The 12,079-nt window shown below is 40.8% G+C and carries 13 protein-coding genes; 7 read left to right on the top strand and 6 right to left on the bottom strand.

The features are described 5' to 3' along the window. Nucleotides 1-458: DUF11 domain-containing protein (locus tag PRIP_RS15230; RefSeq protein WP_036102323.1), on the top strand; the 458-nt coding region annotated here is incomplete at its 5' end. Further along, nucleotides 403-2,526 carry an immunoglobulin-like domain-containing protein gene (locus PRIP_RS16520; RefSeq protein WP_052008984.1) on the top strand — a complete coding sequence of 708 codons (2,124 nt, stop codon included), beginning with the start codon at nucleotides 403-405 and terminating at the stop codon, nucleotides 2,524-2,526. The genes PRIP_RS15230 and PRIP_RS16520, both read left to right, overlap by 56 nt. A 278-nt stretch (nucleotides 2,527-2,804) precedes the next feature. Here PRIP_RS16520 and PRIP_RS15220 read toward each other — a convergent pair whose 3' ends face one another. The 3 genes from PRIP_RS15220 to PRIP_RS15210 form a co-directional block, all read right to left on the bottom strand. Then, entirely contained in the window at nucleotides 2,805-3,017 is a 213-nt protein-coding gene (locus PRIP_RS15220) for a hypothetical protein (protein ID WP_036102320.1), read from the bottom strand. A 336-nt stretch (nucleotides 3,018-3,353) separates the two neighbouring features. Beyond that, nucleotides 3,354-4,289, bottom strand: coding sequence for a flotillin-like protein FloA (gene floA / locus PRIP_RS15215; RefSeq protein ID WP_036102317.1), 936 nt, complete (start codon nucleotides 4,287-4,289; stop codon nucleotides 3,354-3,356). Next, the gene (locus tag PRIP_RS15210) at nucleotides 4,286-4,591 is read right to left on the bottom strand and encodes an NfeD family protein (RefSeq protein ID WP_036084180.1); all 306 of its coding nucleotides are present in this window, start codon (nucleotides 4,589-4,591) and stop codon (nucleotides 4,286-4,288) included. The genes floA and PRIP_RS15210 overlap by 4 nt, the downstream gene beginning before the upstream one ends. 186 nt (nucleotides 4,592-4,777) lie before the next feature. Here PRIP_RS15210 and PRIP_RS15205 point away from each other — a divergent pair, with 186 nt between their 5' ends. Then, the gene (locus tag PRIP_RS15205; RefSeq protein WP_036102314.1) at nucleotides 4,778-5,236 is read left to right on the top strand and encodes an SRPBCC family protein; all 459 of its coding nucleotides are present in this window, start codon (nucleotides 4,778-4,780) and stop codon (nucleotides 5,234-5,236) included. A gap of 49 nt (nucleotides 5,237-5,285) precedes the next feature. Here PRIP_RS15205 and PRIP_RS15200 read toward each other — a convergent pair whose 3' ends face one another. The 3 genes from PRIP_RS15200 to PRIP_RS15190 form a co-directional block, all read right to left on the bottom strand. Further along, complete coding sequence (locus PRIP_RS15200) at nucleotides 5,286-5,966, bottom strand: ABC transporter ATP-binding protein (RefSeq protein ID WP_036102311.1); 681 nt, start codon at nucleotides 5,964-5,966, stop codon at nucleotides 5,286-5,288. Next, on the bottom strand, nucleotides 5,966-7,066 hold the full coding sequence (locus PRIP_RS15195) for an ABC transporter permease (protein WP_036102309.1): 1,101 nt from the start codon (nucleotides 7,064-7,066) through the stop codon (nucleotides 5,966-5,968). Before PRIP_RS15195 ends, PRIP_RS15200 begins: the two co-directional genes overlap by 1 nt. Nucleotides 7,067-7,140: 74 nt before the next feature. Then, nucleotides 7,141-8,304 carry a MalY/PatB family protein gene (locus PRIP_RS15190; RefSeq protein WP_036102306.1) on the bottom strand — a complete coding sequence of 388 codons (1,164 nt, stop codon included), beginning with the start codon at nucleotides 8,302-8,304 and terminating at the stop codon, nucleotides 7,141-7,143. 151 nt (nucleotides 8,305-8,455) lie between these two features. Here PRIP_RS15190 and yugI point away from each other — a divergent pair, with 151 nt between their 5' ends. The 4 genes from yugI (at nucleotide 8,456) to PRIP_RS15170 (ending at nucleotide 11,642) form a co-directional block, all read left to right on the top strand. Next, entirely contained in the window at nucleotides 8,456-8,812 is a 357-nt protein-coding gene (gene yugI / locus PRIP_RS15185) for a S1 domain-containing post-transcriptional regulator GSP13 (protein ID WP_036102303.1), read from the top strand. A gap of 154 nt (nucleotides 8,813-8,966) precedes the next feature. Continuing rightward, nucleotides 8,967-9,380 carry an NUDIX hydrolase gene (locus PRIP_RS15180; RefSeq protein WP_036102300.1) on the top strand — a complete coding sequence of 138 codons (414 nt, stop codon included), beginning with the start codon at nucleotides 8,967-8,969 and terminating at the stop codon, nucleotides 9,378-9,380. Nucleotides 9,381-9,460: 80 nt separating this feature from the next. Beyond that, nucleotides 9,461-10,840 carry a glucose-6-phosphate isomerase gene (locus tag PRIP_RS15175; protein WP_036102297.1) on the top strand — a complete coding sequence of 460 codons (1,380 nt, stop codon included), beginning with the start codon at nucleotides 9,461-9,463 and terminating at the stop codon, nucleotides 10,838-10,840. Nucleotides 10,841-10,883: 43 nt separating this feature from the next. Then, nucleotides 10,884-11,642 (top strand): DeoR/GlpR family DNA-binding transcription regulator, encoded by a 759-nt coding sequence (locus PRIP_RS15170; protein WP_036102295.1) that lies wholly within the window; start codon nucleotides 10,884-10,886, stop codon nucleotides 11,640-11,642. The last annotated feature ends 437 nt before the right edge of the window (nucleotides 11,643-12,079 follow it).

Raw genomic sequence — 12,079 nt, 5'->3', positions numbered from 1 at the left:
TATATACAGGTGAATACACGATTCCAGAAGGCCAAACGACAACGCGCTTCCAATTCCGCTCGGTCAGTGCCGCAGGTGGAGACCCAGCAGCAGGGAATTTATTAGACAATGTCCAATTCGCGACACAATCCGTACTCGATATAGAAGGTAGTTTTGCACAAGCCAGCACGAAGGTCAGACAAGGCGCAGACTATACGTTGCACGTGACGAACGTGGGCGGTATGCCAGCAGCTAATAACACGATTTCGGTACAAATTCCAACGGCACTGAACTACACAGCGGGCTCACTATCTTCGGCAAACACGACGATTTCCAATGAGAATTACGACGCCACAACGCGCACCCTCACGTTTAAAATCGATGTATTGAAAAAAGAATGCCACAGCAGATATTACGATTCCAATGACAGGGACAACTGTGACAGATGCTGCTACACCGAGTACGAGCGCTACCTATAACGATCAAAATTTTGCGGATACGTATACGGCGGAGGCGACAGATGATGCCATCGCGGTCACGAGTAATGAACTGCCAGTCATTACGGGAGAAGCACAAACAGTCGTACAGCCAAACACCACATTTGACCCGATGCTTACGATGGCAGCGACAGATAAAGAAGATGGGGATCTCACGACTCGTATTGTTGTTGTCTCGAATCCAGTAGATACCAGCAAATCAGGTGCGTATGATGTGACGTATGAAGTGACAGATTCTGATGGCAACAAGGGAACCTTTACACGTCATGTTATTGTCGAAGAAGCCCCAGTCATCACAGGAGAAGCAACGACGAAACTGAATCCAAACAGCGGATTTGATCCAATGAGCACGATGCAAGCAACAGATAAAGAAGATGGTAATCTTACCGATAAACTAGTTATCGTTTCCAACAATGTGGATACCAGTCAACCAGGCAATTATGAAATAGTATATGAAGTAACCGATAGTGATGGTAACACGAGCACATTCCAACGTGCTGTTACAGTAACAGAAATCCCAGTAATAACAATCGAAGATAATGTACAGGTTAATAGAGGTACAGCTTTTAATCCACTAGCTTACGTAAAAGCAAATGATAAAGAAGACGGCGATTTAACTAGTCAAGTAAAGGTTATATCTAACACGGTAGATATTAATAAAGCTGGTACCTATCAAGTTACGTATGAAGTGACAGACAGCGATGGAAATAAAGCAACGAAGACAATGCAAGTGAAGGTTGCTACAGTTGGAACGATTAAAACTAATCCATTTACAATTACAAAAGACGGGTATGTAACTGGAACATATGCAGGTGATGTAGCTAGAATTGCCATGGTTGTTGACGGCCAGGTTTATGGGAAGATACCAGTACCAGTTGATGGGACTTATAAGTACTACGCTGGAAGTAAAATTTCATCATTAAGCAATCATGTAGAAATGGTTGCATACGATACGGCAGGAAAAGAATTAGATCGATCAGATGTTACAATCCAAGAAGTACCACCTACAGTAGGTGACATTACAGCCGCAGAGTATACGATTGGTTCTAGCTATATAACGGGTTCTTATACAGGAGATGTGGCACGAATTAATGTTTCTATCAATGGGGACGAACTAGAACAAATCCCAGCCAGCGGAAATCAGTATCGTTATTATGTAGGCTCACGAGTTACAAGCTTGGATGATAAGGTAGAAGTCATCGCATATGACGCAAAAGGAAAAGAGCTAAACCGTACAAATGTTAGTTTAAAGCAGGACTTGCCAGTAGGAAGTATCATAAGTAATGACTATTTGGTTGGTGGAGCAGATAAATATATTCGAGGTACAGCAACAGGAGACATTACACATGTGAAGCTTGAAGTAAATGGAACTATTATGTCATCCCCAGCATTCATCCAGGAAAACAGCTCGTTCCAGTACTATGTGGGTAGTCACATTGCCTCAATAGATGACAATGTAGTTTTAGTAGGCTATGATGCAGAGGGAGTAGAAGTGAGCAGGACCAAGGTTAATCTTAAAGAAACACAAGGAACGATTGCAACACAAGATTATCTAGTAGGCGGAGCGGACAAATATATTCGAGGCACAACAACAGGAGATATTACACACGTGAAACTTGAAGTAAATGGGACTGTCATGACTTCACCAGCTCTCATTCAAGAAGACAACTCGTTCCAGTACTATACAGGTAGCCATATTGCTTCTACAGATGATAATGTAGTTCTAATAGGCTATAATGCACAAGGAAAAGAAATAAGCAGAAAAACAGTAAATCTTATAGCAACCCAAGGAACAATTGCTGTTGAAGATTACGTAGTAGGTGGAGCGGATAAATATATCCATGGTACATCTACAGGAGACGTGTACAGACTAAAATTAATTGTAAATGGAGAGACACTCTCTTCAAAAACATATGTACAACCAGGAAATGTTTTCAATTATTATGTAGCTTCGGATGAAATTATCTCTGCAGAAAATGATAAGGTGGAAATGGTTGCATACGACAATATGGGAAATGAATTAGACCGTAGTATTGTGAATCTACAATAAAATTTGAATGGAAAAGGCCTCTCAATTTAAAATAATTGGGAGGTTTTTCTATTGCACAATAACACAGAAAAACCAGCAAACAAGGCGTTTACTGGTCGCTAGATTATTTGTTTTTTCGCAATGCAACAGGTTTATCGAGAATTTCTTTCATGATGATAGCTTCCTGCATCTTACCACGGACACGTTTTCTAGTAGCAGTATGTTCGTGGTGTGAATGTCTAACATCGTGATAAGGATCGTGACTAGTGTTTGTCATTGCGTCTTTGATAACAGTATCTTTATAAGCAGTAGGGTTGTGCTTTCTTTGCTGGCTTCTTTTTTGTTTGCTGATGTTTTGTACGTTGTTGCGGAACTTTAGATTGACTGGCTTTTTTCTTCGCTTCTTCTTCAGATGCGTCTTTTTTGAAATAGCTTAAAATTCCAACGATAATCCCGACAATAACGACGGCACTACCAAACCAGTCTCCGATGTTAGAAAAAATATCTTCCATTTTTGTTGCACCTCCAGCGGGCGACGAATGCCCACCAAGCTTTTTGTTTCTTTGATTAGTCCATCAAACGATGATGCTCACTAAACTTATTTATCTTCTTTAGCTATAGCCTCACGCATTGTTGGGGTTGTGCGAAAGAAATGAGTTACAACCCCAATATAAGTACGAACAAAGTGAGTAGTTAGTCAACTAACGATGATGCTCACTAAACTTATTTATCTTCTTTAGCTATAGCTTCACGCATTGTTGGGGTTGTGCGAAAGAAATGAGTTACAACCCCAATATAAGTACGAACAAAGTGAGTAGTTAGTCAACTAACGATGATGCTCGCTAAACTTATTTATCTTCTTTAGCTATAGCCTCACGCATCGTCGTATCCGCCTGTACATTATCCATTCTATAATAGTCCATCGCGCCAAGCTTACCATTTTCTAGTGCTTTAGCAAGCGCTCTTGGAACTTCGGCTTCAGCTGCTACAACAACAGCGCGGTTTTCTTGTTCTAAGGCAATGGCTTCGGCTTTACGTTTGGATGCAGCGGCTTGGGCTACTTCCATGTCGGCATTGGCTTTTTCGATGTCTAGCTTGGCTTTGATGTTGTCACCGATACGCATTTCTGCGATATCAATAGATAGAATCGTGTAGGCTGTACCATCGCCAAGCCCTTGTTCTTGTACTTTTTTCGAAATGCTATTTGGATTTTCAAGAACGTCTGTATGTTCGCGCGTTTCACCGACTGTAGAAACGACGGCCTCACCGACACGAGCGATAACGGTATCCTCACCAGCACCACCGACGATGCGGTCAATATTTGATTGTACAGTAATTTGCGTGATAACTTTTACTTCAACACCGTTTTGCGCAACACCTGTAAATTCAGGTGTACGAATAACTTTCGGTGTAACGGAAGTTTGAACGGCTTCTAAAACGTCACGTCCTGCAAGGTCAATCGCAGCGGCACGACTGAAATCAAGTTCGATATTGGCACGGTGCGCAGCAATCAAAGCATCCACCGTTTTATCAACGTCCCCGCCTGCTAAATAATGACTTTCCAGTTGGTTAACTTCTAGTTCAAGTCCAGCTTTTACAGCTTTAATTAATGGCTTAACAACGCGCGAAGGAGTTACCCGGCGCAAACGCATACCAATTAATGTACCCAGGCCAACACGAACTTGCGCAGAAATAGCACTAATCCAAAGCCCCACAGGTACAAGTGTGAAAAATATAATCAAAACAACAACAATTAAAACAGCAATAACAATAGGTCCAATCATGAATTATCTTCCTCTCTTTTTAGGTCTTCATTTACTAAAACATAGCCAATATCAATACCAACAACGACGATAGGAGTTCCTATATCTAAATAGCCATCTTTGAGTCTGGCGTCATACCATTCACCGTCGATAATAACTCTACCAATCGGCTTCAGTGTTGTTCCTGCTTTACCGTGCTTGCCCATCACCTTATCTCGTAGCGCTTTCATTCGTTCGATTTCGCTATCCGCTAAAAAACCACGATGCACAAGTCCCCAGGATTCGCCATATACAAGATCGTCCTCTGTGTATTCGCGTGCCATTCTGCCTCACCATCCTTACGATATAGATTGCTTACTTATAGTATAACCTATTTTAGCCTGCGAGTGTTGAAGATTCTGCAAATAACGTATATTTAAATAAAAGCATTGACACCGCGGCATGTTATATGGTTTATAATGGAATGAAGTAAGCAAAGCTAGAGGAGAATTTAAAAAGGGGGAGCAAAAATGATAACTTGGAATGAAGAAATGGTAATTGAGGCAAATATTGAGGTGATTTGGAACTTGTTTCAATTGGAAAATATTCAGCGGATTATGCCTCAAATTATTGAAAATGAAGTTATTGAGATGAAAGAAGGTATCGTGGGTTCGCGATACCGACAGAAATACCAAGAAGGAAAACGAGTGGAGACCTACATAGTCGAGGATTTGGCGCACGAAGATGCACCAGAACGAAAACATAACACGAGCGGTTTCGTACTTGCCAAAGCATTCAAAATCGAGACATCCTTTACATTAGAAAAAATCGACGAGAGGTCGACGCGCTTTATTTATAGTGGTTTCAATCAAGGTATTAATTTTCTGGGAAAGGCATTAATGAAGCTTGGCGGCTCCAAGAACAATGATAAAGTAGTTGCAGATTTCATGAAACGTGTAGAAACAGAGGCGCTAAAAGATAGTCACTAAAAAATCGGAGGCAAGTATCTCATTCGTAGATACCTGCCTCCGATTTCATTTATTTGTCTTTTGTCAAAACACCGTCAAGCATGCGGTATACGTGGTGGCACAAATCAAGCATTCGCTCATCATGTGTTACCATAATCACGGCACGTTCTTGGTTTTCAATCTCTGCACGAAGCAATTCTACAACTTCACGACCGCGCGTGGAGTCAAGGCTTGCCGTCGGTTCGTCCGCCAAAATAATCGCAGGTTCATTAATCAGTGATCTGGCAATCGCTACCCGTTGTTTTTCCCCGCCAGACAAATCTTTCGGATAAAATTGCAACCGATCACCAAGTCCTAATTGCGTTAGCAGCGTTTCACTTTTCTTGGCTAGTGTTTGTTTTTCTTGTCCTGCTAATTTGCCGATGAATTCTAGTTGTTGTTGTACTTTTAAATATGGAACGAGGTGAGCCGCTTGGAAAATGAAGCCGACTTCGGATAAGCGTAACTCTGTTTGTTCTTTTTTTGATAGGCCGCTAATGATTTTGCCGTTGATGGAGATGTTACCTGATGTTGGTGTTAAAAGTGCTCCAGCCAGCGATAAGAAAGTACTTTTACCAGAACCGGAAGGGCCGACGATGGCGATTAATTCTCCAGCGTTTGCTTCGAAGCTTGTTTCACGCAAAGCATGAATCGTTGTTGGACCAGATGGATAGTTTTTCGTTACATTTTCAAATTTTAAAAGTGCTGTCATTATTGATCGCCTCCTCGAATCGCGTCCAGCGCGTCTACTTTAGCAATTTTGATAAGCGATAGTAGGGAACCGATAACAGCTACAGCGAAAAATAGCACACTATAAAGCGCCATCGTCATACCTGTTAGGCGGAACGGCATCGCATCAGGCATAATTGTTGAGAGCCCAGCTGTCGCAGCAATACTTATCCCGATACTGATAACCGAAATCAAGACAACTTGCGACACAACGCTTGCTACTAAATAACTCGTCTTCGTTCCAAGTGCTTTCAGGACACCGAACTGACCTGTTTTTTGGAGCGTCATAACATAGAAGAAAGCCGTCAAAATAAAGCCGCCGATCACAATCAAGAAGAAAATCATCATATTAAGTGTCATTTGTTCCGCCGAATAACCAGGAATCTGATTGAGGAAATCTTTATGCGAAATCACCGTCAAATCTTTGTTACTCAGTTTTACAGCATTGTCCGGATTATCCGTTAAAATCGCAACCGTACTCGTTTGTGGAATCTTTTGGTGATACAGTGTCGGGTTAATTGCTTGCCAAACGGCCATGTTCATATAAACAACAGGGGCATGGCTATACTTCTGATCCTTAGCAAAACCAATAACAGTCATTTGCTTATTTAGAATGTCGTCTTCCAATACATCGCCGACCTTGAAATCACCTTTTAATGAAGCATCTAGGATGACACCATCTTGATTTGTTAAGCTCATCTGAGAACCCGTCATTACTTTTGGCTCCAAGAAGCTACCCGGTGTAATAGCCAAAATCGCCATACTGAATTTCTTACCGTCGTCTGCACGCTTCAATGTTTGCATCGATTGACCAAGCACTGCAGCATCTTTCACGTTCTTATCTTTCTTAATTGCCGTTAAATCCGACTCAGGAAATAACGAACGCTCCATTTTGCCTTGTGCATCCTTTGCCAGCGCATAATAAGACACATCATTATTAGCAACAGACGAAGCATTGTCATAAGCTAAACCGTTCGCAAGCCCAGATAAAAATAACGACAACAGCACGATCAAAATCATAATGCCGGTCACTAAAATATAGCGCAACTTCGAATAAAGCAATTCGCGAAGCCCTAAAAACATACCATCTCCAACTCCTAACTTTTTTTACATTCCAAACTCAAGTATAGCAAAAGCGCCACGAAAATCCGATTAACTTAACTTCTTTGTAGGCCGTCAATCAGACAAGCGACACCTTTTTGTAATGTTTCTTTCGGACAAGCAATATTCAAACGAACAAAACCAGTGCCTGCAACACCAAAACCAGAACCCATTTGTACGCCAACACCAGCATCAATTAAATTTTGATAAATCGTTTTTTCATCGGCTTCTAAGTTACGACAATCCAACCACATTAAGTACGTCGCTTCTTGCTTCGTTACAACAACCGCTGGGCAATGTTTCTCGATTTTCGCTTTTGTATATTCATAATTCGACCAAATATAATCACGCAATTCGTCCACCCACGCTGCGCCACCACGGTAAGCGGCTTCCATGCCAACCGCGCCAAACGTATTAAGCTCAGGACGAGACGTGTACTTCGCTTCATATGCAAACTTCTCTTGAAAAATTGGATTTGTCGTAATGAAATAAGAAGCTTTAATGCCCGCCAAATTAAATGTTTTCGTAGGAGCCATCAATGTCACGACTTGATCCTTATAATCAGGAGCAGCGACAGCAAGTGGTGTATGTTTAAACCCAGGCATTGTCAAATCTGAATGAATCTCATCTGAAATAATCGGCACACCATAACGTGCACAAATTTTTGCCATTTTTGTAAGCTCCTCTGGTTTCCAACTACGACAACCAGGGTTATGCGGATTACAAAGAATAAATAGCTTCACTTCCTGGATCTTTGCCTCGAAATCTTCCCAATCAATACGATAAGTCGTATCTTCGTAAATAAGCGGAGATAACGTGACCACACGTTCTGTTTGCTCTGTCACAAGAAAGAACGGATGATACACAGGCGAATGCATCAGAACGTGATCGCCTTTTTCCGTTAAGGAACGAATAATCATCGAAATCGAAGGAACAACCGCGGCGTTCAAAAAAATCGAAGAAGCATCGACTTTATATTGGTGGCGCTCATCTAACCATTTGATAATGCTTGGTTTTAACTCTGTACTCGTCATCGAATAACCGAAAATACCATGGTCTAGCAACTTCTGAAAAGCTTCGTGGACAGTATGCGGTGGCCTGAAATCCATATCAGCAACCCACATCGGAATAATACTCTCAGTTCCAAATAAATGTTTCACGCCATCCCACTTCTCACTATTTGTTCCAATTCTTGGGATGACTTCATCAAAATGACTCATCTTTTAATCCTCCCCTAAAATCATATTTCAGTCCCATTGTAACATAATACTCTAATGAAATTATGGACAATTTAAAATCTAATAATTGTGTATTCAAAGTTGGAGTGATATAATTTGTTATTATTGAAAGTGAGAAAGTAGGTGTTATGTAATGAGTGAATTTAAAGTGGGCGACATTATTACAGGCAAGGTGGCAGGCATTCAAGGATACGGAGCCTTCGTCGCGCTTGATGACAAAACGCAAGGATTAGTACACATTTCTGAAATTCATCACGGTTTCGTAAAGGATGTACACGACTTTCTGGAAGTAGGACAAGAAGTAAAAGTCAAAATTTTAGAAATCAATAATGAAAGCAATAAAATCAGCTTGTCCATTCGCGCCACAGAAGAAGCACCTGCAAAAGCAAAACAAGAACCAAGAAAAACACAGACATCATCCGCACCAGATGAAGGCTTCAATACATTACGAGATAAATTGCAAGAATGGGTAGACAAAGCCGATAAATAAACCGAACCTAGGAGACTTCCGGCACGCTGAAGTTTCCTAAAATAAGGTTTTGGACTTTTAATTAACAAACATTTTAGATAACATAGTTAATGATGAATCTGCGCGTTTGAATTTTTAGATAATTTTAAATATAAGTTCTAAGGGAGGCTTGTCAATGAAAAGGGTACTGATGGTTAAAGGGTTTATTTATAACGAGAAGAAAGATGACATTCTACTTGTAAAAAATCGCGATTTAAAATGGGCATTTCCGGGCGGTAGAGTAGAGACTGATCAAACTTTAGAACAAGCATTGATTGCAAAAGTAAAACAACAAACAGGAATTGATTGTCATATTGATAGTTTACTTTATGTAAAAGAACGCAGAACGGCATGGGAGCATGTCTGTCAATTCGTTTATCGCGCAACAGCTACCGGAGATTTTTTGACCTTAGAAAAAGATGACAGTGTTTTTCATGCAAGATGGACCTCAATTCCACAAGCCGATGATTTACTATTAGAACAAGACGTGGCGCTAAATAAACTCGTTTTAGAACACGGTGTTCCCTATATTTTACCTCAAGAAAATTAACGTCCTATTTCTTGCTAAATGGGGTTAGTTGATATAAAGTAAGAACTGTAAATAAGCACTAAATTATTGGAGGGAAAACGATGACTCACATTCAATTTGATTATTCAAACGCATTGAAATTTTTCGAACAACATGAAATCGACTATTTACAACCAGCTGTCACTGCAGCACACGAAGCATTACATAATGGCACTGGCGCGGGTAGCGACTACTTGGGATGGATTAACCTACCACGTGACTACGACAAAGAAGAATTCGCTCGCATTCAAAAAGCGGCAGCAAAAATTAAAGCAGATTCAGAAGTATTAATCGTAATCGGTATCGGTGGTTCGTATTTAGGTGCTCGTGCAGCGATTGAAACGCTAAATCACGCTTTCTATAACGTGCTTGACAAAGAAAAACGCCAAGCCCCACAAGTATTTTTTGCAGGGAACAGCATTAGTTCAAGCTATCTACACGATTTAATTGACGTAATCGATGGCAAAGACTTCTCTGTTAACGTTATTTCAAAATCAGGAACAACAACAGAACCCGCGATTGCTTTCCGCGTATTCAAAGATTTGCTAGAGAAGAAATACGGTAAAGAAGAAGCAAAATCACGTATTTACGCAACAACTGATAAATCTAAAGGTGCATTAAAAGAACTTTCAGACGCAGAGGGCTACGAAACATTTGTTGTTCCCGATGATGTTGGCGGACGTTTCTCTGTGCTTACAGCTGTAGGTCTATTACCAATCGCAGCAAGCGGCGTAGACATTGACGCGATGATGAAAGGTGCTGACGCAGCCCGCGCTGATTTCAGTAGCCCAGAACTAAGCAAAAACATCGCTTACCAATACGCAGCAGCCCGCAATGTTTTATACCGCAAAGGAAAAGTAACCGAATTGCTAATCAACTACGAACCAGGATTACAATATTTCAACGAGTGGTGGAAACAACTATTCGGCGAAAGCGAAGGGAAAGACCAAAAAGGTATCTACCCATCCAGCGCCAATTTTTCAACAGACCTTCACTCATTAGGCCAATACATCCAAGAAGGACGCCGCAACATTTTCGAAACAGTTGTCAAAGTTGCTAAAGCTCGTCACGAAATCACAATCAATAAAGAAGATAACGATTTAGACGGCTTGAACTACCTTGCAGGAGAAACAGTAGACTATGTGAACGACAAAGCATTCCAAGGAACACTTCTAGCGCATACAGACGGTGACGTTCCGAATTTTGTGGTAGAAGTCCCTACATTAGATGCCTACACATTCGGCTACCTCGTATACTTCTTTGAAATCGCAGTAGGCGTAAGCGGCTATCTAAATGGTGTAAACCCATTCGACCAACCAGGTGTAGAAGCCTACAAAGCCAATATGTTCGCTCTTCTAGGCAAACCAGGCTACGAAGACAAAAAAGCAGAAACTAGAAAAACGCTTGAAATAACACCAGTCTGCGTGATACTTCTTTACTAAGGAGTACCACGCAGCTTTTTAATAGACAAAGGAGGCGGTCCCGATACTTTCCATAGAACGCAAACAAGCCATACTCAACTACGTCAAAAACAAAAAAATAGCCAGCGTCGCAGAATTATCCCGGCATTTCAACGTCCACGAAGTCACCATCCGCCGCGATCTCACAACCCTAGAAAACGAAAAGAAACTAAAGCGTACCCACGGCGGCGTTATGATAGAAGAAAAAATCATTTCCGAACCAGACTTTCAAAAACGAGAAGAAGTCCAATACGAAGAAAAACAACGAATCGCAGAATATGCCTCATCCCTAATTAAAGACGGCGATACAATCATCCTAGATTCAGGAACAACAACCGGTCATATTGCCCGCTCTCTAACTAAACGAACGAAGCTAACAGTTATCACAAACGACATCAACGTAGCAGCAATCCTTCGTAATACATCCATTAAAGTAATCGTAACAGGCGGTGTCATCTATCCAGAAACATATATGCTAAATGGAATGATCACAGAAGAAACCCTTCGCAACCTCCATGTACATAAAGCATTCGTAACCACCCCAGCCATCGATTTAGAAAAAGGATTAATGCATTACGACGAGTACCTGGTCCCGGCCAAAGTACAAATGCTCCATTCCGCAACAGAAGTTTTCCTAGTGACAGATCACACAAAATTCGGCAGAATCTCACTATACAAATATGCTGATTTCAGCGATATTACAAGCATTATCACTGGGAAAGAACTCGATGCTTCATTAAAGGACAGCTTTTCAGAAAAAGGTCTAATCATCCATACAGTCTAGCTAATATACAACAAAATAAATATTTATAAATAAATTTGCAAAATACTATTGCGTTTGTCCAATATACATGGTATTCTATTACTCGTGCCTCTTATACAAGGTTTGGAGAAACAGCCAACCGCAAAGGCTAGTCAAGAAAAACACACAACATTTCAGCAAAAAATAACATCAAAACTTTTATTCAAAAAAAAGTTGGAAAAGTGTTGACAAAGATTAGCCCTAATGATACTATAAGAAGGTCGCTGCTAGATACAAGCAGCCGAGAGATTGCTCTTTGAAAACTGAACAAAAAACAAAGATAAAACCAAGAAAACAGCAATGTTTTCAGGTAAGAATCGCAGGGCGGAAATAGAAAGCTATTTCCAAACAAACAACTAGTAAAATTATTTGCTAGCGAAGTCAATTTGACGCAAGGATCTTATTCACGGTGTTGAATA

It is taken from the genome of Paenilisteria riparia FSL S10-1204 (genome assembly GCF_000525995.1).
Classification (GTDB): domain Bacteria; phylum Bacillota; class Bacilli; order Lactobacillales; family Listeriaceae; genus Listeria_A; species Listeria_A riparia.
Note: the sequence above shows the minus strand (reverse complement) of the source record. Positions and strands in the feature narration are given on the sequence as shown.

Bases quoted from the DNA above. Each gene is read 5' to 3' on its own strand.
- PRIP_RS16520 (WP_052008984.1), top strand. From the start codon at position 403: ATGACAGGGACAACTGTGACAGATGCTGCTACACCGAGTACGAGCGCT.
- PRIP_RS15220 (WP_036102320.1), bottom strand. From the start codon at position 3,017: ATGGAAGATATTTTTTCTAACATCGGAGACTGGTTTGGTAGTGCCGTC.
- floA (WP_036102317.1), bottom strand. From the start codon at position 4,289: ATGATTGGACCTATTGTTATTGCTGTTTTAATTGTTGTTGTTTTGATT.
- PRIP_RS15210 (WP_036084180.1), bottom strand. From the start codon at position 4,591: ATGGCACGCGAATACACAGAGGACGATCTTGTATATGGCGAATCCTGG.
- PRIP_RS15205 (WP_036102314.1), top strand. From the start codon at position 4,778: ATGATAACTTGGAATGAAGAAATGGTAATTGAGGCAAATATTGAGGTG.
- PRIP_RS15200 (WP_036102311.1), bottom strand. From the start codon at position 5,966: ATGACAGCACTTTTAAAATTTGAAAATGTAACGAAAAACTATCCATCT.
- PRIP_RS15195 (WP_036102309.1), bottom strand. From the start codon at position 7,066: ATGTTTTTAGGGCTTCGCGAATTGCTTTATTCGAAGTTGCGCTATATT.
- PRIP_RS15190 (WP_036102306.1), bottom strand. From the start codon at position 8,304: ATGAGTCATTTTGATGAAGTCATCCCAAGAATTGGAACAAATAGTGAG.
- yugI (WP_036102303.1), top strand. From the start codon at position 8,456: ATGAGTGAATTTAAAGTGGGCGACATTATTACAGGCAAGGTGGCAGGC.
- PRIP_RS15180 (WP_036102300.1), top strand. From the start codon at position 8,967: ATGAAAAGGGTACTGATGGTTAAAGGGTTTATTTATAACGAGAAGAAA.
- PRIP_RS15175 (WP_036102297.1), top strand. From the start codon at position 9,461: ATGACTCACATTCAATTTGATTATTCAAACGCATTGAAATTTTTCGAA.